The following is a 20,076-nucleotide window of genomic DNA, read 5'->3' as shown; positions in this document are numbered from 1 at the left end:
GGAGCCCCCCGTGAACCCTCCGCACCCGCCGAACCGCCGGCGCCCGCTGCGCCGCGCGACGGCGTCGACCGCCGCACTCCTCGCCGCCGTCACCTCGTTCGGACTGGCCGGCGCCACCACCGCCGCCGCGGCCCCGCTGCCGGCGCCCCCGACCGCCACCTGCACCCCCGGCGTGGACACCGAGTGGACCGAGGTCCTCAGCACCAAGGTCGAACCCGTCGTCACCGACTTCCTCGCGGTGAACGTCGCCGACGGCACCACCGGCCAGCGCACCGAGACCCTGACCCGGGTCGACTCCGTCACCACCACCGTCAACAACAGCACCACGATCGGGGCCTCCGCCGGCTTCCTGTTCTTCAAGGTGTCGGCCAAGGTCGGCTTCGACGTCCAGAAGACGACCTCCTCCACCACCACGAGCACCGTCTCCACCACCTGGTACCTCAACAAGCCCGGCTACTACGGCCTCTACCGCGGCACCCGCAAGGTCACCGGCGAATGGGTGCAGTACACCTGCGCCCGCGCCGGCACCACCGGCTTCTGGGTCAACACCAGCCCCGGCGGCAAGGGCAGCTACACCACCTACGACGTCCCCGAACTGGGTACCGTCTCCTGCGCCGCCACGGAGCCGGCCGGCACCGTGCGCGGGGCCGCCCGCCAGCGGCTGTCCTGCTGACCGGCCGCGCCCGCCGCCCCCGACCACCCCGCCGCGAAAGCGAGTTCACGATGCCCACGCCCCCCAGCCGCGGACCACGGCGCCCCGCGACGCGCCGTCCCGGACCGCTGCGCCGCCTGACCGCGCTCGCCACCACCGCGGTGGCCGGCGCCCTGCTGCTCACCACGGCCCCGGCCGCCTCGGCCGCACCCGCCTCGGCCTCGGCCCCGGCCCCGGCCCCGGCCCCGCTCGCGGACCGGGGGAGCGACTTCGCCTGCGACCCGGGCTACTACCGCATCAAGGCCGCCGGCGGCACCAACCTGTACCTGACCGTCGCGCTGTCCTCCTGGAACCACGGCTCGGTCATCCAGTACCAGTGGGAGGACCAGGACAACCAGAAGTGGCAGGTCTGCCGCAAGCGCCAGGCGGACGGCAGCGAGCGGGTGGTCTTCCGGGACGGCTGGCGCCACTGGTGCATGGCCGTCGACCGCGGGTTCAGCGACCCGGGGGCCTGGATCCTCACCGTCGGCTGCGACGACGACTACGTGCCGGACCACCAGCAGTTCTCCATGCTGAAGGTGTCCGGCACCGACCTCTTCGCCCTGCGGATCCAGAGCACGCAGCTGTGGTTCTCCGCGCAGTACAACAGCAACAACGGGAGCCAGATCCTGCAGGGCAGCGCCCCCGACCTGTTCTCCCTGGAACTGGCCTGACGGCGCCGCACCCCGCGCCGGCGGCGGGACGGCCCGCCCGTCCCGCCGCCCGCTCCACCCGGCCACCTCGGGCTATCAGCCCCGCAGGGCGAACTCCGCGCGTTCGCGCCACGTGGTGCCGTCGTACACCAGCAGGTGGACGGAGACGACGCGGGCCGTGACCGGCAGCCGACCCGAGAGGTCCGCCTCGATCTCGTCGAACACGCCCGGCTCCTGGCTGTACGCCACCGTCAGGTGCGGCACGACGTCGGCGAACCGGCCCTGGAACGGCGGCGCTTCCGGCCACCGGTCGGCCACCGCCGAGGTGAGCGCCCGCAGCCGGTCCTCCTGCGCCGGGGCGAGGTAGAGCACGCCGGGAAAGCGGCCGCAGCCCGGGAACCCGACGTCGAAGGCCCGGTGGGCACCGAAGAGCGCACCGAGTTCACCGAGGACCCGGTCACCGATGCGGTCGTGACGCAGGAAGGGATAGAGCACGGTCACGTGCGCCGGAATCCCGACGGCCACCGAGGAGTCGAACCGCTCACGCCACCGGCCCACGACCGGCTCCGCCTCGGGCACCTTGACGATCAGCGCCGTCTCGCCCGCCCGATACCCGCCCGCACCGTCCCCCGCCATGGGCGACATCATGCCACCCGATCGATCTTCGCTTCGAGTCCACGGCGTCCACGAACCCCACTGCGGTGCAGAACCGGCGAGGCCCGGTCCTGCGGGCCCGGCCCCGTTCTGCCGGCCGGGGTCGGGTCGGGTCGGGTCGGGGGTCCGGGTCACCCGAGGACGAAGGGCACCCGCTCCCCGAGCGCCCCCAGCGCGGCCCGCTCGGCCGGCGTCGCGGTCCGCCGGCCGGTGCCGACCAGCAGGGCGTCCGCGTCGGGCAGGGCGGCGGGGAACGGGGCCCGGGCGATCCGCTCCAGCAGCCGCCGCGCCGCGGCCAGCCCCTCGGCGGGCGGGCCGGGCACGTGCGGCAGGTGGGCGACCAGGTCCAGGTGGTGCAGCGTCCACTCCAGCACGTACGCGTCCAGGTAGTCGGCGGCGGTCAGCACCTGCCCCTGGGTGGCCACCCGCAGGCACGGGTCGGCGAGGCCGGCGGCCCGGCCGGCCGCGGAGCCGACGTCGTCCAGGTGGAAGCGCAGCAGCGCCGGGTCCCCGTACGCGGCGGCCAGCCGTACCGTCAGTGCGGCCAGCGGGTCCTGCCCGTCCGGGGGCTCCCGGTGGACCTCCCAGTACGACGCCGCGTCGCGGGTCGGCTCCGCCGGGGACGGGGTCACCAGCGTGATCAGCACGTCCTGGGCGTCGATCACCAGATGGCACACCAGGTCCCGCACCAGCCAGCCCGCACACCCGGACGGCGCCGCGAAGTCCTCCTCCGCGAGCCCGTCCACCGCCGCCCGCAACGCCGCCCACGACCGCCCGAAGAGCCCCACCCCCGCAAGCTACCACCGCCGCCGGCAACCGCCGTTCGCCGCACAGGAAGTCGACCGGGCCGACTTCCTGTACGGGTGAGGCCTTTTCGTGGCGGGTGTGGCACCCGAAGTCGGCCAGGCCGACTTCCTGCGCCGGGCGGCCGCCGAGGGCCGGCGTGGACGCGGGCTCTCCTTGTGGGCCGCGGGGGCAGCGGTCAGCCCGACGTGGTCGGGGTGCCGGGGCGGTGGTCCTGTTGGGCGGTGTCCGCCGCCCACGGCAGGAACCGCGGCACGGGTATCGCAGGCGAGGCGTCGGAGTCGGGGCGCAGCGCCGCGGCGGGGAGGAACGTGACGCGGCAGCGGCGGCACAGCCAGGTCGCCCGCCACACCTGGTGGAGCTGCTGCCACTGGTCGTAGGTCCGCGGCCACCGGTCCGCCGTGGCACTCCGGCGGCTCCGGTGGCGGGCGTGGACGGCGAGCCCGATGCCCAGCAGGATCGCGGAGAGGACGAACGAGCCGTAGTCGTAGCCGAGTCGGTACGCGGTGTCGGTGATGCGGCCGTCGTCGTCGGAGTTCAGCGAGCCCAGCCCCAGCACGCCGAAGAGGACGGCCAGGACGAAGAAGGTGATCGCGGCCCCGCTCGCGGTCCTGGGCTCGGGCGGCATCGACAGCAGCTCCCGCGTCGGCGGATCGAGGAGCCTGTCGGCGAAGGTGGGCCCGTCGTCGTCCGGTGACGTCTCCCCGGGCCGTCATCGACCGCCGCCCCGGCGCGGGACGTCGGCCCGTCCGCCGCCCCGCGCGGGGCGGCCGTCGAGGGCGCGGCGCAGGCGGAGGATCTCCGCGTGGGCCTCGGCGAGTTGGCGGCGGACGTCCAGGGGCGGGGGCGGTGCGGCGCCGGTGCGGCGCAGGGCCGCGACCCACTCGGCCTCCTCCGCCGGGCCGACCCCGCAGGCCCGGACGAACTCGACCAGGACGCGCTCGGTGCAGTCCCGCTCGCCCGCCAGCACCCCGTGCAGGGTGCTGCGCGGCAGGTGGCTCACCGCGGCCCGTACCGCGCGCGTCTCCAGTTCGCGCAGGGACGGGCTCCCGGCGCGCAGCCGCAGTCGCCGCATGGCCAGGAGCAGTTCGGAGCGCTCCGTGACGTACCGCAGTGCCCGGCCCGCACCCGGTGCGGCCGGTGGGCCCGGCACGTTCTTGCCCCTGCGCCGCCCGGGACGGTTGGCGTCGGCGCGCAGCCACAGCCGCTCGGCGGTGCGCACCGAGCCGCCGCAGGCCCGGGTGTAGGCCTCGGTGACCGGCCAGGTCGGCACCGTGCGGCCCTCGTCCGCGCGGGAGAGGGTGGCGAGGGAGACGGGCTGGGTGAACCCGGCGGTCTTGTGCGCCATCTGGCTGTAGGTGAGGCCGGAGCGCTCGCGCAGGGCGCGCAGCCACCGCGCGAGCGCCCGGACCTCCTTGTCCCGCTCAGCCAGGGCGCTGTTCAGGCGCCCCACCGGCCGCCGCCTAGCGGGCCCGGTGGACGGTGAGCGCCTCGGCCAGGCGGCGGGCCAGCTCTGTGCCGAGCAGTCCGGCGGTGGCCAGGGTGGCGACGGCGGTGCGGGCGGGGATGCCGGAGGTGGTCAGGACGGTGGTGAGGAGGAGGACGACGACCACGAGGACGGCGGCCGGGGCCGTCACCGGGGCGCCCGGGGCCGTCCGGACCTCCACGCACGCCGCGTACGCGGCCGGGGTGTACTGCTGCTTCACGCGCTCTCCGCTTCGCTGGGTTGCGGTTGTTGCCACTCGACGGGGGTCCTTGGCGCGCCTGCCCGGCCTTCCAGAGCCGGGCGGGCTGGACACCCACGCACAGGGTCGCCGTGGCCCGCGGGAACGGTCCAACGCTTTACGGCACCGTTTCTCGCTTTGTCCCACTCGAATGTGAAACGCCGTCAGGACGAATCCGCAGCTCACAGCCATTGCCCGTCCGCGCCCGCGGGCCCCGGCCGCCCGCCGTGTCCGACCCCGCGCACCCTTGCGGGCTTGCCGCGGGACATCGAAAACGCCATCCTCTGTGGATATCGGCGGGGTGAGCGCCCCGCAGGCCCCGCCCCGGGCCCAGGGCCGGAGGCGCCCGGGACCGGCCCGGTCATCGCTCATGCACGCGGTCTCCCCGGCCGTTGCCACTCGACACCACCCAGGGGATCCGGCCTGCCCTGTTCCAGCAGGGCCGGCCAGGCACGGCCCCGCACCACCGGGGCCGCCCGGCCGCCTGCCGGCCAGTGAGGGACCTGACGTCCCGTGCGCCCGGCCCGGCGCCGGACCCGGCGCCGGGGAACCGCCCTGCGGAACCGGGACTACTGCTCCGCCGTGACCGGCAGGAGGCCGCGCTCGCCGAAGACCTTCTTGGCGACGAAGGTGGCGTTCAGGGCCTTCGGGAAGCCGCAGTAGGCGGCGGAGTGCAGCAGCGCCTCGACGATCTCCTGCGGGGTGAGCCCGACGTTCAGCGCGGCGTTGACGTGGACCTCCAGCTGCGGCTCGCACCCGCCGAGCGCGGTGAGCATGCCCAGGGTGACCAACTGCCGCTCGCGCGGCGCGAGTCCGGGACGGCTGTAGACCTCGCCGAACCCCCACGCGACGATCTGGTGCCCGAGCTCGGGGCTGACGTCGCCCAGCGACTCCACCACCCGTCGCCCGGCCTCGCCGTCGATCCGCTCCAGCACCTCCATCCCGTGCTCGAAGCGCTCCCGGCGGACCTCGGCCTCGTTCGCGGACATGCTCATCTGCGCTGCTCCTCTCCCGTCTCCGGCCGCCGGCCACCGGCGGTTCCGAACCACGGCAGAAACCGTAGGACTTGGAGTGCGCTCCAACTCAAGCCCGCCACGCCGACCCGCCTCCGCAGGAAGATTTGCGGCCAGACCCCCCTGAAATGGGGTCACCCCGCCCTGGCTGGGCCGAAAGATTTCCTGTGACTGCATGTCGGGAGGGGTGGCGGGCTGCGGGGGTAGCGTTGGCCTCTCTTCCGTCGTCGTCATGGAGTCGCCGTGTCCCCGAACGTCTTCCACCCCGGCATCGGACGGCTGCTCCCCGGCCGAGGGCCCGACGGGCTGAGGCTCTGGAGCGTGGCCCAGGCGCCGAGGAGCGCGCTGTACGGTGCCCCCGTCGAGGCGACCATCCTGCTCGAAGGCACCGACGACCTCGACCGGGCCGACCTCGCCCTGGTCGGCGAGGTGCTCGGCGCCATCGACCGCTACCTGGCGGCGGGCCTCCGCTTCGTGCGCGAGGCGCTGGCGGCCGACCCGGCCTTCTTCGGCCTCACCGAGGCGGAGTCGGAGCCCTACCTCGGCCTGCCCGAAACGGACTTCCCCCTGGACTCCCCGCAGCTCAACTTCCACCTCGACGAATGGCACCTGCACTTCGCCCAGGGCCGCCTGCCCATCTGCGACCCGTACGGCCTCGCGGTGGTGTTCGACGGCCAACGGCCGGTGAGGGTGGAGGACTTGAGCGACGCCACCGCCCTCGACGACGCCGCCGCCGATGGCGCCGATGGCGACGACGACCCGGAGCGGCGGGACTCCTGAACCACCCGGCGCCCGCACGGAGCTGGAGCAGGAAGTCGGCGGGGCCGACTTCCTGTGCTGCGCTGTTCCGGCCGCCGGGCACCCCGCTTCGTCGAGGGGACGCGGGTGGGGGAGTAGAAAGTCGGCTGGGTCGACTTTCCGTGTCGTGCTGCGCCAGCCACCTCGCAGCCCGCCCGCCGAGGGTGCGTGAAAAGTCGGCAGAATCGACTTCCTGTGCTGCGCTGCTTCGGCCGCCGGGCACTCCACTCCGCTGGGGTGCGTGGGTGGGCGGAGCAGGAAGTCGGCAGGGCCGACTTCTCGTGCTGCGTCGGTGCGGGCGCTGGCCCGTGGGCCGGGTGGTGGGCCCTGTCGCGGGTGGCGTTGGGGAGGGGCCGCTGCGTCGGTGGATGGGGCGGTCGTGGGGATGGAGCAGGAAGTCGGCGGGTTCGACTTCCTGTGCTGCGCTGCTTCGGCCGCCGGACACTCCGCTCCGCTGGGGTGCGTGGGTGGGCGGAGTGGGAAGTCGGCGGGGCCGACTTCCCACCCCACCCACCGGAGGGTCAGGCGCGGTGGTACGGGAGGGGGGTGGTGACCTCGCCGCCGAGTTCGGCGGCGGCGTGGCGGGCCCAGTAGGGGTTGCGCAGCAGCTCGCGGCCGAGCAGGACGGCGTCGGCGCGGCCGCCGGTGAGGACGGCCTGGGCCTGGGCGGGGTCGGTGATCAGGCCGACGGCGGCCACCGGCAGGTCGGTCCCGCGCCGCACGGCCTCGGCGAAGGGCACCTGGAAGCCGGGCGCGGCCTCGATGAGGGCGTCCGGGACGACGCCGCCGGTGGAGACGTCGAGCAGGTCGACCCCGTGGGCCTGGAGCTCCTTGGCGAGGCGCACGGTGTCCTGCGAGGTCCACCCCTCGCGGCCGTCCCGCGGGTTCTCGGCGATCCAGTCGGTCGCGGAGACGCGGAAGAAGACCGGCAGGTCCTCGGGCCACACCGAGCGGACGGCGTCGACGACCTCCAGCGCGAAGCGGATGCGCCCCTCGAAGGAGCCGCCGTAGCCGTCGGTGCGGTGGTTGGCCGCCGGGGAGAGGAACTGGTGGACCAGGTAGCCGTGGGCGCCGTGCACCTCGGCGACCTGGAAGCCGGCGTCGAGCGCGCGCCGGGCGGCGTCGGCGAACTGCCGCACGATCCCGCCGATCTGCTCCTCGGTCAGCTCGTCCGGCGTGGTGTGGGCGGCGGAGAAGGCCTCGGCGCTGGGGCCGACCGGGGTCCAGCCGTGCTCCTCGTCCGGGGCGACGGGGCGCCCGCGGTCGACCCAGGTGCGCTCGGTGGACGCCTTGCGCCCGGCGTGGGCGAGCTGGATCGCGGGGACGGTGCCCTGGCTCTTCAGGAAGGCGGTGATCCGGCGGAAGGCCGCGGCCTGCTCGTCGTTCCAGATGCCGAGGTCGTACGGGCTGATGCGCCCCTCGGGGCTGACCGCGGTGGCCTCCGTGATGATCAGCCCGGTGCCGCCGGCGGCGCGGGCCGCGAGGTGGGCGAAGTGCCAGTCGGTCGGCACGCCGGCCGCGTCCCCGTTCGGGGCGGCGCTGTACTGGCACATCGCCGGCATCCAGATCCGGTTGGGGACGGTCAGGCCCCGCAGGGTGAGGGGCGCGAAGAGAGAGGTGCTCATGTCGGACTCCCGGTGGGATCGGCTGGCGCCGAGACAAAGGGGCGATCATGCAACTTTTGCAGCTGCATTTACATTCGCAAACAATAGTTGCGCGCGCATGGCACTTGCAAGGGGTCCGATCGGCATGCCCTCCCACCTGCGACAATCCCTTCCATGATCGACCCCGCAGCCACCAGCACCCCGACCACCCCCGCCGCACCCCTCACCGTCGCCGCCGCCGCGATCGTCCAGGACGGCCGGCTCCTGGTCGTCAGCAAGCAGGCCGCCCCCGACGTCTTCTACCTCCCCGGCGGCAAGCCCGACCCCGGCGAGGACGCCCTCCAGGCGCTGGCCCGCGAACTGGGCGAGGAACTCGGCGCGGCCCCGGTCGACCCCCGCCACCTCACCGACATCCGCGCCACCGCCGCCCTCGAAGGCGTGCCCATGCTGATGACCGTCTTCACCGCCACCCTGGACCGCGAGCCCGTCCCCGCCGCCGAACTCGCCGACCTGCGCTGGACCGACGGCCGCGACGACACCCTGCGCCTCGCCCCCGCCGTGCGCGACCACCTCCTGCCGCTACTGCGCGAGCGCGGCGACCTGGCCTGACGGGACCTGGACCGGCCCGACGCGCCAGGCCCGGGGCCGACGGAAAACCCGTTGGCCCCGGCCGCCGGGCCCGCGATACTCGCCCCTCGGCGCCGCACACACCCGCTCCCGGCGCCGGACAGGGGAGTGCATGGAGGTCTTCGAGTGCGGGCGGTGCGGACACGCGCTGACCGTGCCGCTGTCGCGGGTCCCGTACCCGGTCTACGCGGACTTCGGCTACGGCAACGGCCACCCCATGCCCGTCCTGATGGAGGCGGGCACCTACGCCGTCGACGAGCACCCCGCCGCGACGTCCCGCCGGATCGTGATCGCCCCCGGCGACGCCCACGGCACCACCCTGGCCGGCAGGCGCGAACCCGAGGCCTGCTGCGGCATCGACGGCCACGACGGCCCGAACGTCACCTGCGTCGGCTGCGGCCACGAGGTGGCGACCAGGGTCGACGCCTGCTCGCTGTGGCAGGCCACCTGGCTGGAGCCGGACGCGGTGCGCCCCGTCCCCGCGGGCCCCGCCCGCCCGGTCGCGGACTGGGCGGCGCTCACCGAGCCGGGCTGCGCCATCGAGCCGTGGGACGCGACGGGGCGGTGGGAGCCGCGCTGGGAGGCGGAGCTGGCCGTGACGCTCGCCCACCTGGCCGCCGCCGCGGACGGCGCGCTCGTCACCTTCCCCGACGGCCCCCTCGCCGAGATCCTGCGCGCCCCGCTCGACCAGCTGTACCGCCCGGGGCAGCGGGCGGCCGGACGCCCGGTCAGGCGGGTGGCCCTGGCCGGCCCGGGGCTGCGGCCTTCCGGGCCGCTCCCGGATATCGCCGTGGTGCCGCGCCACCCGCAGACCGGCGAGGCCTGGCCCACCCCGGCCGGCGTGGTCGCCGCACCGCTCGCCGTCGGCTACTGGACGTACCTCGCCCACCACCACGGACGCCCGCCCACCCGCGTCACCGGCCGCCTGCCCGCCGGCGTCGAGCCCGACGACCTCCTCCCGCCCCGCCCCTGGCACGGCCCGTACCCCGTGTGGCGGGCCTACCAGGTGGCCCTGGAGCGGGTGCGGGGCAGGGGGGTTGGCGCTGTGTGATGCCGGGTCGCGGTGTGCGGCCCGGGGGTGGGGGTTGTGGTTTCGCTTGCCGGAGGCGGGAGTTGGCTCGTCGCGGCGGCGGGGCCTACCACGCCACCCTGGAGCGGGTGCGGGGCAGGGGAGTTGGCGCTGTGTGATGCCGGGTCGCGGTGTGCGGCCCGGGGGTGGGGGTTGTGGTTTCGCCTGCCGGAGGCGGGAGTTGGCTCGTCGCGGCGGCGGGGCCTACCGCACCACCCTGGAGCGGGTGCGGGGCAGGGGAGTTGGCGTCGCGTGATGCCGGGTCGCGGTGTGCGGCCCGCCCGGGGGGCGCTTGCCGGAGGCGGGAGTTGGCTCGTCGTGGCGGCGGGGCTACCGGGTGGCCCTGGAGCAGGTGCGGGGCAGGGGAGCCGGCTCCGCGTGTGCCCGGGGCCCGGTGAGTGGCAGGGCCTTCGCGGGCCGCCCAGGGGGTGCGGCCCTACGGGAAGCGGGAGTCGACCCTCCCGCAACGCCGGACGGCGCCGCCCGGGAGAACCGGGCGGCGCCGTCGGCACGCGAGGCGGAGCGCCGTACGCGAAGCGCCCGTCAGCGCGCCGCCTGCGGCACGCGCTGCGCCGGGACGGGGCCGCGGCCACCCCGCGAAGCGGCAGCGGCGGCCGCAGCGGGCGAGGCCCCGAGGGCGGTGCCCCGGGTCTCCTCCGCCCACAGGACGCACACCAGCAGCCCGAGGGCGGTGGTCCCGGCGGCGATCAGCATGGTCGGGCCGGTGCCCAGCCCGGTCAGCGACAGCGGCAGCAGGTAGGTGCCCACGGCCGCGCCGATCCGGCTGACCGAGGTGGCCACCCCCACCGCGGTGGCCCGGATCTCGGTCGGGAACAGCTCGTTGGGGTACGTCCAGTCGAGCACGTTGGGCCCGCCGCACAGGAAGGCGTACGCGCACAGCGCCAGCAGCGCGACCGCCGCCGGGGCGGTGGGCCACACGCCCAGCAGCGCCAGCGGGACGGTCATCAGCGCGAAGGACCAGATGATGACGGGCCGCCGGCCGCGGGTGTCGATCAGGCGCAGCGCCGGGTAGCAGCCGAGCAGGAAGACCAGGCTGATCAGGCCGGTGCCGAGGGTCTCCATCACGGTGCCGCCCGGCATGCCGAAGGAGGAGAGGATCTGCGGGCCGAAGGTGAGCATCGCGAACAGCGGGCCGACCTGGCACAGGAAGAACAGGCCGCAGAACAGGGTGCGGCGCCGGTAGGGCTGGGTCATCAGCAGGCGCAGTCCGCCGGGGCGGCCGCGCTCGGCCGGGTCGGGCATCAGCTCCCGGCCGTCCACGCGCACGCCCAGGTGCTTCTCGACCACCCGCACCGCGTCACCGACCCGCCCGTTGGCGGCCAGCCAGCGCGGCGACTCCGGCGAGCCGCGCCGGATCACCAGGAACACCACGCACAGCACCGTCGAACTCGCCAGCATCCACCGCCAGCTGCCCGGCCCGGCCAGCTCCAGGAACAGGTAGCCCACCACGTAGGCGAGCACGGAACCGGCGTACCAGGCGATGATCTGCTGCCCGAGCAGGCGGCCGCGGTGCTTGGCGGGCAGCCACTCGGCGAGCAGCGAGGTGGCGATGGGGTAGTCGGCGGCCACGGCCATGCCGAGCACGAAGCGCAGCACGGCGATCGCCCACACCGCGTCCACCCAGAAGGAGAGCACCGAGCAGGCGACCATCACGAGCAGGTCGGCGGTGTACATCACCTCCCGGCCGATCCGGTCGGTCAGCACGCCGAAGAGCGCGCCGCCGACGAACATTCCGACCAGGGCGGCCGCGCCGATCAGGCTGACCTCGGCGGTGGACAGCCCGAGGTCCGGGCGCATCCCGATCAGGGCGACGCCGACGATGCTCAGGATGTAGCCGTCGAGCAGGGGCCCGCCCGAACAGGCCAGGGCCAGTCTGCGGTGGAACGCGGTATACGGGGCGTTGTCGATGGTCTGGGACATGTGCTTGGGGTCCTCCGGAGCGTACGGCGCGCACTGCGCACCGTGCGCCGGGTAGACGGCAGGGGAAGGCGCCGCCCACCTCGGACGGCGCCATCGCCCGGTCACAACGGGCGACCGTCCACGGTTGCCCCGGCCCCGCCGGGGCGCCACCGGGCCGAAGGTCGAGCGGATTCACGACCAAGGTCCCGAAGCGGACAGGCCCTTCGCCCGTGCCGCGACGGCCCTGGCCCAGTCCTGCCGGGGGCGGGCGCCGCCGCAGGCCGCGAACGGCCGCCGGGCGTGACCCTCGTCACCAACGGGCCCCGCGGGCACCGGAACTGTGGCCCTTCCCACAGCGGCGCGGTACCCGTCCGTACGGGAACGACCCCGCTGCGTCACCCGGGCCCGCGGCCCGACGGGCCGAAATGCGGGTGCGCCGCCACCGGGGCGTGTGCCATCCTCGGGCCGTGCCCGCCAGAAACCGCCGCCTGCCGCGCGACCATTCGTGGCCGCTCACCCCGACGGACCTCCACTCCGTCCTGGGCACGCCGGAGGAGGGCGTCTACTCCCTGGACTTCTACGGCCGCCCGTTGGACGACGGGACGCTGCTGAGGGTCGTCTGGAACCCGCCGCGCTCCTCCAACTACAGCTACGGCGGCCGCTCCAGCCTGTGGCCCAACGTGGGAGTCGGCGTCGCCCCGCTCCCGGCGGCCGACCGGGCCGACGCCCGGCGCGCCCTGCGGCAGTACGCCCTGCCCGAACTCGCCGCGTGGATCGACGCGATCCGGCACGCCCCCGAGACCTGGGCCCTGACCCGGCGCAGCCGCTCCTGGCGCCTGGCCGGAGACGCCACGGTCCACTGCGACGACTGTTAGGGCCTGTCGTCGAGGCGGAAGCCGCCCGGGACGGCGGCTGTCGGCGGGGCCGCGGCTGTCCGCGCTTCCCCGCGAGTGCTGCCGCCGCGCGGCGGATGGCCACGACCGGCGGCGGAGGGCTACAACCAGTCGTGGACGACGGAGGCGGCGGCGTCGAAGCCGACGCGTTCGGTGAGCCGGCTCTCCTGCGGGATGTACGAGCCGGCGAACAGTTCGTAGACACCGCTGGAGCCGACGCGCAGCAGGTCCCGGAGCGGGGTGCCGAGCACGGTCTTCAGGTACGCCTCCGACACCCCGCCCAGGCTGAACACGTCGGCGGCGTGCAGCGTCCGCACCCCGCCGCCCTGCGCGGGTGCGAAGAACATCGGCGTGCCCGCGATCAGGCCGCCGGTGTCGACCCGGGCGGCGAGGTCCGCCTCGGCCGCCTCGCCGTGCCGGCCGAGGAGGTCGGCCCAGCCGTCGCGCAGCCGTGTGGTGTAGACCAGGGAGCCCGGCCCGACCAGCGGCCGGACCCCCGCGTGGAGCAGTACGAGCACGCAGAGCGCCACGGACGGGACGAGTTCCTCGCGTTCGAGGTGGTCGCGGACGGCGGCCGGCTCCAGCGGGACCTTCAGGTGGGCGAAGCGGGGGTCGGTCGGTACCAGGTCGGTGCCGTCGACGTACAGGCGCAGCAGCTCCGGCCGGCCGGGGTACTTGCGCCAGAAGAAGTGGGTGCCCTTGCCGGCGGCCTCGTCCCAGGCCACCACCACGCCGCGGAAGGCGTCCAGCACCTCGCGGCGGAAGGCGGGGTCGAAGAGGGCGGCGGTGAGGTGGTTCTCCTCGCAGGCGCCCGCGCCGCCCAGCAGGTCGAGCAGGAACTCCCGGGTGACGTCCTCCATGGTGGCGTAGAGCAGGTCCGGGAGGTCCTTGCGCAGGTGTTCCTCGAAGAGCAGTGGCCAGGTGCCGCGCAGGGCGACGGCCAGCTGGTCGCGGTGCCGGTGGGTGTGGGCGTGGTCGAGGCCGTTGAGGTGGTCCTGGTAGCCGGTGAGGAACGCCTGCTCGTCGGGGGTGAAGCGGGTCCACCGTTTGACCGCCCGGAGCCGTTCGACGAAGTCGAAGGGGCGCGCCCCGACGTAGTACACGGCGTCGCGGTTCTCCTTCGCCTTGAAGTAGGGGACGTTCTCGCCGCGGTAGCGGAAGCCGCCCAGCATGTAGTGGTTGCTCGGCGGCACGTTGCTGCAGGAGAGGGTGACGATGGGCCGCTTGCCGCCGTCCGGCCGGCGGCCCTGCTCGTCGGGGCCGGTCAGCCGGTCGGCGTTGGCGATGATGTTGGTGCCCAGGAGCAGCGGGTGGTTCAGCAGCTGGTGGTGGTCGACGATGTTGACGGCCCTCAGGTCCCGGGCGTCGACGGGCAGCTCGGCCGCGGCGGGCCCGAAGGCCTGCCGCAGCACCCGCTGGACGGCGCCGGCGAGCCGGTGCTGGCGGCGGGCGTGCACGGGGGCGGGGTCGGCCGGCCGGAGCCGGGCCGCGTACTGCCCGAGGGGTTCGTCGATCGCGTAGTACGGCGCCATGCTCGGCACGTACTGCCGGATCTGCCCGACGATCGCGTCGAGGTTGGCCCTGATGTGCTGTTCGTCCATGCCCGACTCGTCCGCCATGCCAGCCTCGTCCGCCATGCCCGCCTCGTCCGTCATACCCGCCTCGTCCGTGTGGTTCATGAGAGTGCCCGGGCGGCGGCGACCATCGCCTGCCCGATGGAGATGCCGCCGTCGTTGGTGGGGATGCGTCCGTGGGTGTGGACGGTCAGGCCGGCGGCGGTCAGTTCCTGTTCCGCCCGGACCAGCAGGTGCTGGTTGAGGAAGACGCCGCCGCTGAGGACGACGTCGCGCAGCCCGCTGTCGTGCGACAGGCGCAGGCAGATCTCCACGACGGCGTGCACCACGCTCTCGTGGAAGGCCCGGCTGGTCTCGGCCGCGCTCCGCCGCGGGTCGGCGAGTTCGGCCAGCACCGCCTCCAGCCAGGGCCGGTGGTCGATGACCAGGCGGTCCTCCTCGCTCTCCAGGCGCAGCGGCCAGGGCCGGGCGGGGCGGTGGTCCCAGGCGATGAGCTGTTCCAGCTCGATGGCGGCCTGGCCCTCGTAGCCGACCTGTTCGCAGACGCCGAGCAGGGCGGAGTAGGCGTCGAAGAGCCGGCCCATGCTGGAGGTCTGCGGCGAGTTGATGCCGCGTTCCACCATCTTGGTCAGCACGCCGAGTTCGAAGGGGTCGCGCTGCCGCACCAGGTCGAGCGGGAGGTCGGCCGCCTCGGGGCCGAAGTGCTGGGCCAGCAGGCCGAGGGCGACCCGGGCGGGCTCGCGGACCGCCTTGTCGCCGCCGGGCAGCCGGAAGCGGCCCAGGTGGGCCTTCCGTTCGAAGCCGCGGTAGTCGCCGATCAGGAACTCGCCTCCCCAGATGGTGCCGTCGGTGCCGTATCCGGTGCCGTCGAAGACGACGCCGATCACGGGCCGGTTCAGGCCGTTGTCCGCCATGCAGGACGCCATGTGGGCGTGGTGGTGCTGGACGCCCACCAGTTCAACGCCTGCGCAGGCGGCGGCGTGGCGGGTGCTGTGGAAGTCGGGGTGCAGGTCGTGGGCGACGTACCGGGGGGTGACGCCGAACAGGGCGCGCAGGTGGTCGATGGTCTCGGTGAAGAACCGCTGGTTGCCGGGGCTCTTGAGGTCGCCGAGGTGCTGGCTCGGGTAGAGGCTGCCGCCCTCGCCGAGGCAGACGGTGTTCTTCAGTTCGGCGCCGAGGGCGAGGACGGGCGGCAGCGGGAACGGGGCGGGGACGGGGTCGGGGACGAAGCCGCGGGCGCGGCGGACGAAGGCGACCTTGGGTTCGACGGTGCTGCGGACGACCCGGGCGATCGAGTCGTCGACCCGGGTGTGGATCTCCCGGTCGTGGACCAGGAAGGCGTCGGCGAGGCCGCCGAGGGTGCCCAGCGCCTCGTCCTCGGTGCGGGCCATCGGCTCGTCGGCCGCGTTGGCGCTGGTGGCGATGAGGACGTCGGCGGCGTCGGCGAGCAGGAGGTGCTGGAGCGGGGTGGCCGGGAGCATGAAGCCGAGGGTGGCGGTGGCCGGGGCGACCTCGGGTGCGAGGCCGTGGTCCGGCCGGGCCTGGAGCAGCACGATGGGGCGGGCGGGTGACTCCAGCAGCCGCCGTTCCTGCTCGTCGAGCCGGGCGTACCGGGCGACGGTCGCGCTGTCGCGGGCGAGCAGGGCGAAGGGCTTGCCGCCGCGCTCCTTGCGCCGGCGCAGTTCGGCGACCGCCGTCGGGTGGTGCGGGTCGGCCATCAGCTGGTAGCCGCCGAGCGCCTTGACGGCGAGGATGCGGCCGGCCCGGAGCAGGGCGGCGGCCGCGGCGACGGCGTCGTCCTGCTCCCCGGCGGCCGGGTGGGGCGTGCCGTCCTGGCTCAGCAGCCGGACCTGCGGGCCGCACGCCCAGCACGCGTTGGGCTGGGCGTGGAACCGCCGGTCCGCCGGGGAGCCGTACTCGCTCCGGCACTCGGGGCACATGGTGAAGTCCGCCATGGTGGTGCCGGGGCGGTCGTACGGGACACCGCGGATGATGCTGTAGCGCGGCCCGCAGTTGGTGCAGTTGACGAGCGGGTAGCGGTGGCGGCGGTCGGCGGGGTCGAACAGCTCCTGCGCGCAGTCGGCGCAGACGTGGCTGTCCGGGGTGACCAGCGCGCCCCCGCCGCCCGGGCCGCCGGCGCTCTCGCTGTGCCGGATGGTGAACGAGGCGGACCAGGTGCGCGCCGGCTCCTCCTCGACCAGGGTGCAGGAGTCGATCCTGGCCAACTCCGGCGGCTGCTTGAGCAGTTCGGCGGCGAAGAGGTCGGCGGCGGCGCGCGGCCCCTCGACCCGGATCGTGACGCCGCGCTCGTCGTTGAGCACCCAGCCGCCCAGCAGGTGCCGGGTGGCCAGGCGGTAGACGTACGGCCGGAAGCCGACGCCCTGGACGAAGCCGCTGACCCGCAGGGTCCGGCGCACCGCTGCGGCGGCCATCAGCACAGCCTCGGCAGCTGGGCCCCGTACAGCAGGTCGACGGTGGTGGTGCGGCCGTCGGCGTGGACCATCCGCACGGTGCCCGGTTCGCCGTCGACGACCTCGCCGACCACGGCGGCCCGCGCGCACTCCGGGTGGGCGTGCAGCGCCTCGAGCGCGGCCTGTGCCCGGTCGGGGGAGACGACCAGGCACAGGTTGCCCTCGTTGGCGAGGTACATGACGTCCACGCCGAGCATGTCCGCCGCCATGGCGGTCTCCGGCCGGATCGGCAGGGCCGGTCCGGCCAGTTCGATGGCGCGGGCCGAGGCCTGGGCGAACTCGTTGAGGACGGTGCCGAGGCCGCCGCGGGTGATGTCGCGGATGCAGCGCACCGCGTCGCCGCACTCGTCGAGCACGTCGGCGATGACGTGGCTGAGGACGGCGCAGTCGCTCTGCACCCGCTGCTCGAAGCCCAGGCCCTCGCGCATCGAGAGGATGTGGATGCTGTGGTCGCCGAGGTGGCCGGTCACGATGACCTGGTCGCCGGGCCGGAGCGTGCGGCTGGAGAGGGTGAGCGGGCGTTCCACGACCCCGACACCGGTGGTGTTGAGGAAGATCCCGTCGGCCTCTCCGCGCCGGACCACCTTGGTGTCGCCGGCCACGATCTTGACATCCGCGGCCCTGGCGGCGTCCCGGACGGAGCGCAGGACGCGCCGGAGGTCCTCGAGGGCGAATCCCTCCTCCAGTACGACGGCCAGGGTCAGGTAGAGCGGCCTGGCACCGCTGACCGCCAGGTCGTTGACCGTGCCGGCGACGGCGATCTTGCCGATGTCACCGTTGCCGAAGAAGATCGGGTCGACGACGAACGAGTCGGTCGTCATGGCGATCCGGGTGCCGGGGACCTCCAGCACCATGCTGTCCTCCATCTCGCCGACATAGGTGTCGGCGAGGATCGCGGCGATGGTGCCGCCGATGAGCTCCTGGCTCATCCCGCCGCCGGCTCCGTGGTCCAGGACGACCGTCTCGGTCATGCGTCAGCCCCTCCTGTGCTCAGTGTGTCGATTCAGGCCCCGTCCGGCCGGTTCAGGCCGCGGTGCCGGCGGGCTGCGGGAAGACCTTGCCGAGCAGGGCGTCCCACCAGACCTCCATGACCTCGATGGCGTCGAGCGCGCCCTGGCGCACCTGCGCGGCCTCGACCGGCAGGCCCTCGGCGAACTCGGTGCCGGTCTGGTCGAGGTCGACGAAGGCGGCCAGGCCGTCCTTGTGGCCCTGCTCGACGCCGTCCTCCAGGTGGATGTCGTGGAAGCGCTTGATCAGGCTGCCCTCGTAGGGGAAGCCGCGGCGCTCGCAGACCTCGCGGCAGAGCTCGAAGAAGACCTCGTGCTCGAAGATCGCGGCGGTCTCGGTGGCGTACAGGGCGCCGAGGGCGCGGGACGGGTTCGGCGCGCACAGCGCCTCGACGTCGGCGAGGAACTTGGTGGTCGGGGCGAACTCGACGCGGGTGTCCATGTCGGTGCCGACGTTCAGCATGCCCTGCTTGTACATCGGGGCGTGGCCGTCCTCCTCGTCGACGTTGCGCTGGAGCTCGACGGTGACGCCCTGCTCGGCCAGCTGCCGGGTGCACTCGACGGCGGTCTGCAGCAGGCCCTTGTTGGCGAAGGAGAACTGGTAGTGCTCCATCACGAGCCACTCCAGCGACTCGGTGCCGAGGTCGGAGAGGGAATCGAGGATGCGGCTCTTCACCGCGCTGGTGAACTGGTCGTTGCGGGCGTCGATCTGCACGGACAGGCGCTCGGTCATGACATGCCTCTGCTCTCGCACGAAGGGGTGATGGGAAGGCGCGCGGGCAGCAGGGGCAGCGGACGTCTCTTGACGGGTCCGCTTCAGGGCTGCACCGCCTTCGGTAGAGTAGTCATACGCATGACGACATGACAAGATTTCAAAGTAGGCAGTTGAAACAGCTTCTGACGTCACGTCTGTTGCGCCTCCCTCATACGTATGACTAGTGTCGAAGACATCCCCGAGGTTCTCCGCCCCGGGTGTCCTCATGACGGAAGTTGACATGTCCCGATACGCAATCCTGACGAACGACCTGCAGCACGACCTGGTCGACAAGAACGAGCAGCGCAAGGCCAACGTCGAGCGGATGACCCCCGACTTCGTGCGGTTCCTGGCCCGGGCGCGGGAGCTCGACGTCACGGTGATCCACCTGCAGCTGATCTACGACGAGGGCGACAAGAAGCTCGAACTGCACGACGGGCGCATCCCCGTGCTGCGCGGCACCCCCGGCGCCGAACTGCTGCCGGAGTTCCTCGCCCCCACCGACGTCGTCATGGAGAAGAAGAAGGACAGCGGCTTCTTCGAGACCAAGCTCCACGAGTACCTGGAGGAGCACGGCATCGACACCCTGATCATCACCGGGATGCAGGCCCAGGTCTGCATCCAGACCACCGCCGCCGACGCCCACTTCCGCGGCTACAACGTGGTCGTCCCCTCCGACGGCGTGGTCTCCACCCGCGACGAGGACCGCACCCGCGCCCTCGAATGGCTGGCCTCCTACTGCGCCGTCGTCACCCCGATGTCCGACGTGATCGAGCGCATCCGCACCGGCGCCGGCTTCGACTTCAGCGTCCAGGCGCTGCCGTAGCCGGCCGTACGGCAGGGAGGGAAGAGACCATGCAGGGGCTCACCGAGCCGCATGCGCGGGTATGGGGCGGCCTCGCCGCCGCCGACGGCCCGCAGGACGCCCCGGACGTGATCGTCCTCGGGGTGCCGTTCGAAGGCGGGGCCGGCGGCGCGGGCGGCGCCTCACTGGGGCCGAGCCGGGTGCGCGAACTGTCCCGGCGGCTGAAGACCACCGACCGGCACGGCCGGGACGCCTCCCGGCTCAAGGTCCTGGACCTCGGCGACGTGGAGACCTGGCGCTTCGACCTCGCCCGGTCGATCGAACACGTCGGCGCGGCCTACCAGCAGGTCTTCCGGGACGCCGCCGCACCCGTCCTGACCTTCGGCGGCGACCACTCGGTCACCTACCCGATCGTCCTCGGCGCCGCCCAGGGCCGCACCCTCGGACTGGTCTGGTTCGACGCCCACCCGGACGTGCTCGACGGCTACCAGGGCTCGAGCATCTCGCACGGCTCCCCGCTGCGCCGGATCATCGAGGACGGCGCCGTCGCCCCGGAGAACGTCCTGCTCGTCGGCACCCGCGCCTACGACGCCGGAGAGGTCGGGTTCATCCGCGAACACGGCATCAACGAGGTGCCGGCCGCCGCCTTCCTGGACGACCCGCTCCAGGCCCGCCGCGACTACCAGCGCCACCTCGACGCGATCGCCGCCCGCGTCGGCCGGTTCTACGTCACCCTCGACATCGACGTCATGGACGCCTCCTGCGTGCCCGGCACCGGCACCCCGGTCGCCGGCGGGCTCGGCAGCGGCGAGCTGATCGGCCTGCTGGAACGCCTGCCCGAACCGGTCGTCGGCTACGACGTCGTCGAGTTCGCGCCGGCCCACGACGTCGGCGGGATGACCGGCCACGCCGTGCTGGCGGTCACCACGACCATCCTCGCCCGGATCGCCGCCGCCCGCGGCTGACCGGGCGGCACCCGCTCGGCGCCCCGGGGCGCCCAGCGGCCTGCGACCCA

At 74.0% G+C, this 20,076-nt stretch carries 19 protein-coding genes and 1 pseudogene; 8 read left to right on the top strand and 12 right to left on the bottom strand.

From position 1 onward, the window contains the following. Nucleotides 1-673: pseudogene (locus tag ABZW03_RS18055) on the top strand (hypothetical protein); the annotation flags it as partial. 50 nt (nucleotides 674-723) lie between these two features. After that, nucleotides 724-1,365, top strand: a complete 642-nt coding sequence (locus ABZW03_RS18050) for an RICIN domain-containing protein (protein ID WP_355258656.1) — start codon at nucleotides 724-726, stop codon at nucleotides 1,363-1,365. Nucleotides 1,366-1,440: 75 nt separating this feature from the next. On the opposite strand, the gene ABZW03_RS18045 is transcribed toward ABZW03_RS18050, so the two are convergent. From ABZW03_RS18045 to ABZW03_RS18020, 6 genes are all read right to left on the bottom strand, one after another. Further along, on the bottom strand, nucleotides 1,441-1,980 hold the full coding sequence (locus tag ABZW03_RS18045) for a 2'-5' RNA ligase family protein (RefSeq protein WP_355258653.1): 540 nt from the start codon (nucleotides 1,978-1,980) through the stop codon (nucleotides 1,441-1,443). A gap of 149 nt (nucleotides 1,981-2,129) precedes the next feature. Further along, complete coding sequence (locus tag ABZW03_RS18040) at nucleotides 2,130-2,786, bottom strand: maleylpyruvate isomerase N-terminal domain-containing protein (protein ID WP_355258650.1); 657 nt, start codon at nucleotides 2,784-2,786, stop codon at nucleotides 2,130-2,132. A 194-nt stretch (nucleotides 2,787-2,980) separates the two neighbouring features. After that, on the bottom strand, nucleotides 2,981-3,430 hold the full coding sequence (locus ABZW03_RS18035) for a hypothetical protein (RefSeq protein ID WP_355258648.1): 450 nt from the start codon (nucleotides 3,428-3,430) through the stop codon (nucleotides 2,981-2,983). Nucleotides 3,431-3,514: 84 nt separating this feature from the next. Continuing rightward, nucleotides 3,515-4,255, bottom strand: coding sequence for a helix-turn-helix transcriptional regulator (locus tag ABZW03_RS18030; RefSeq protein ID WP_355258645.1), 741 nt, complete (start codon nucleotides 4,253-4,255; stop codon nucleotides 3,515-3,517). Nucleotides 4,256-4,265: 10 nt separating this feature from the next. Next, nucleotides 4,266-4,508: a hypothetical protein gene (locus tag ABZW03_RS18025; protein ID WP_355258642.1), complete on the bottom strand. Its 243-nt coding sequence runs from the start codon at nucleotides 4,506-4,508 to the stop codon at nucleotides 4,266-4,268. A 587-nt stretch (nucleotides 4,509-5,095) separates the two neighbouring features. Further along, entirely contained in the window at nucleotides 5,096-5,515 is a 420-nt protein-coding gene (locus ABZW03_RS18020) for a carboxymuconolactone decarboxylase family protein (protein WP_355258659.1), read from the bottom strand. 267 nt (nucleotides 5,516-5,782) lie between these two features. Between ABZW03_RS18020 and ABZW03_RS18015 the strand changes: the two genes are divergently transcribed. Further along, on the top strand, nucleotides 5,783-6,319 hold the full coding sequence (locus ABZW03_RS18015; RefSeq protein WP_355258639.1) for a hypothetical protein: 537 nt from the start codon (nucleotides 5,783-5,785) through the stop codon (nucleotides 6,317-6,319). 539 nt (nucleotides 6,320-6,858) lie between these two features. Here the strand turns inward: ABZW03_RS18015 and ABZW03_RS18010 are convergent. Further along, nucleotides 6,859-7,962: an NADH:flavin oxidoreductase/NADH oxidase gene (locus ABZW03_RS18010; RefSeq protein WP_355258636.1), complete on the bottom strand. Its 1,104-nt coding sequence runs from the start codon at nucleotides 7,960-7,962 to the stop codon at nucleotides 6,859-6,861. A 153-nt stretch (nucleotides 7,963-8,115) separates the two neighbouring features. Between ABZW03_RS18010 and ABZW03_RS18005 the strand changes: the two genes are divergently transcribed. Both ABZW03_RS18005 and ABZW03_RS18000 read left to right on the top strand, forming a co-directional pair. Further along, nucleotides 8,116-8,550, top strand: coding sequence for an NUDIX domain-containing protein (locus ABZW03_RS18005; protein ID WP_355258633.1), 435 nt, complete (start codon nucleotides 8,116-8,118; stop codon nucleotides 8,548-8,550). 130 nt (nucleotides 8,551-8,680) lie between these two features. Beyond that, nucleotides 8,681-9,619, top strand: a complete 939-nt coding sequence (locus ABZW03_RS18000) for a hypothetical protein (RefSeq protein WP_355258630.1) — start codon at nucleotides 8,681-8,683, stop codon at nucleotides 9,617-9,619. Between the two features lie 561 nt (nucleotides 9,620-10,180). On the opposite strand, the gene ABZW03_RS17995 is transcribed toward ABZW03_RS18000, so the two are convergent. Next, the gene (locus ABZW03_RS17995) at nucleotides 10,181-11,578 is read right to left on the bottom strand and encodes an MFS transporter (protein ID WP_355258627.1); all 1,398 of its coding nucleotides are present in this window, start codon (nucleotides 11,576-11,578) and stop codon (nucleotides 10,181-10,183) included. Nucleotides 11,579-12,024: 446 nt separating this feature from the next. Here ABZW03_RS17995 and ABZW03_RS17990 point away from each other — a divergent pair, with 446 nt between their 5' ends. After that, complete coding sequence (locus tag ABZW03_RS17990; protein ID WP_355258624.1) at nucleotides 12,025-12,432, top strand: hypothetical protein; 408 nt, start codon at nucleotides 12,025-12,027, stop codon at nucleotides 12,430-12,432. 119 nt (nucleotides 12,433-12,551) lie between these two features. Here ABZW03_RS17990 and ABZW03_RS17985 read toward each other — a convergent pair whose 3' ends face one another. Genes ABZW03_RS17985 through ABZW03_RS17970 form a run of 4 tightly spaced genes read right to left on the bottom strand, consistent with a single transcriptional unit; the run spans nucleotide 12,552 to nucleotide 18,235 of the window. Beyond that, on the bottom strand, nucleotides 12,552-14,105 hold the full coding sequence (locus ABZW03_RS17985; RefSeq protein ID WP_355258621.1) for a hypothetical protein: 1,554 nt from the start codon (nucleotides 14,103-14,105) through the stop codon (nucleotides 12,552-12,554). A 20-nt stretch (nucleotides 14,106-14,125) separates the two neighbouring features. Then, complete coding sequence (hypF, locus tag ABZW03_RS17980) at nucleotides 14,126-16,456, bottom strand: carbamoyltransferase HypF (protein WP_355258619.1); 2,331 nt, start codon at nucleotides 16,454-16,456, stop codon at nucleotides 14,126-14,128. Beyond that, nucleotides 16,456-17,466, bottom strand: coding sequence for a hydrogenase expression/formation protein HypE (gene hypE / locus ABZW03_RS17975; RefSeq protein ID WP_355258616.1), 1,011 nt, complete (start codon nucleotides 17,464-17,466; stop codon nucleotides 16,456-16,458). Before hypE ends, hypF begins: the two co-directional genes overlap by 1 nt. 52 nt (nucleotides 17,467-17,518) lie before the next feature. Further along, nucleotides 17,519-18,235 (bottom strand): DUF3865 domain-containing protein, encoded by a 717-nt coding sequence (locus tag ABZW03_RS17970; protein ID WP_355258613.1) that lies wholly within the window; start codon nucleotides 18,233-18,235, stop codon nucleotides 17,519-17,521. Nucleotides 18,236-18,497: 262 nt separating this feature from the next. Here ABZW03_RS17970 and ABZW03_RS17965 point away from each other — a divergent pair, with 262 nt between their 5' ends. Further along, entirely contained in the window at nucleotides 18,498-19,082 is a 585-nt protein-coding gene (locus ABZW03_RS17965) for a cysteine hydrolase (RefSeq protein ID WP_355258610.1), read from the top strand. A 29-nt stretch (nucleotides 19,083-19,111) separates the two neighbouring features. Continuing rightward, nucleotides 19,112-20,026: an arginase family protein gene (locus ABZW03_RS17960; RefSeq protein WP_355258607.1), complete on the top strand. Its 915-nt coding sequence runs from the start codon at nucleotides 19,112-19,114 to the stop codon at nucleotides 20,024-20,026. Nucleotides 20,027-20,076 lie beyond the last annotated feature (50 nt).

The organism is Kitasatospora sp. NPDC004799 (genome assembly GCF_040609095.1).
Taxonomy (GTDB): Bacteria; Actinomycetota; Actinomycetes; order Streptomycetales; family Streptomycetaceae; genus Kitasatospora.
This window is presented reverse-complemented; position numbering and strand designations above follow the sequence as displayed.

Coding starts and splice junctions, on each gene's coding strand:
- ABZW03_RS18050 (WP_355258656.1), top strand. CDS start 724: ATGCCCACGCCCCCCAGCCGCGGACCACGGCGCCCCGCGACGCGCCGT.
- ABZW03_RS18045 (WP_355258653.1), bottom strand. CDS start 1,980: ATGGCGGGGGACGGTGCGGGCGGGTATCGGGCGGGCGAGACGGCGCTG.
- ABZW03_RS18035 (WP_355258648.1), bottom strand. CDS start 3,430: ATGCCGCCCGAGCCCAGGACCGCGAGCGGGGCCGCGATCACCTTCTTC.
- ABZW03_RS18020 (WP_355258659.1), bottom strand. CDS start 5,515: ATGTCCGCGAACGAGGCCGAGGTCCGCCGGGAGCGCTTCGAGCACGGG.
- ABZW03_RS18010 (WP_355258636.1), bottom strand. CDS start 7,962: ATGAGCACCTCTCTCTTCGCGCCCCTCACCCTGCGGGGCCTGACCGTC.
- ABZW03_RS18005 (WP_355258633.1), top strand. CDS start 8,116: ATGATCGACCCCGCAGCCACCAGCACCCCGACCACCCCCGCCGCACCC.
- ABZW03_RS18000 (WP_355258630.1), top strand. CDS start 8,681: ATGGAGGTCTTCGAGTGCGGGCGGTGCGGACACGCGCTGACCGTGCCG.
- ABZW03_RS17995 (WP_355258627.1), bottom strand. CDS start 11,578: ATGTCCCAGACCATCGACAACGCCCCGTATACCGCGTTCCACCGCAGA.
- ABZW03_RS17985 (WP_355258621.1), bottom strand. CDS start 14,105: ATGACGGACGAGGCGGGCATGGCGGACGAGGCTGGCATGGCGGACGAG.
- hypF (WP_355258619.1), bottom strand. CDS start 16,456: ATGGCCGCCGCAGCGGTGCGCCGGACCCTGCGGGTCAGCGGCTTCGTC.
- hypE (WP_355258616.1), bottom strand. CDS start 17,466: ATGACCGAGACGGTCGTCCTGGACCACGGAGCCGGCGGCGGGATGAGC.
- ABZW03_RS17970 (WP_355258613.1), bottom strand. CDS start 18,235: ATGACCGAGCGCCTGTCCGTGCAGATCGACGCCCGCAACGACCAGTTC.
- ABZW03_RS17965 (WP_355258610.1), top strand. CDS start 18,498: ATGTCCCGATACGCAATCCTGACGAACGACCTGCAGCACGACCTGGTC.
- ABZW03_RS17960 (WP_355258607.1), top strand. CDS start 19,112: ATGCAGGGGCTCACCGAGCCGCATGCGCGGGTATGGGGCGGCCTCGCC.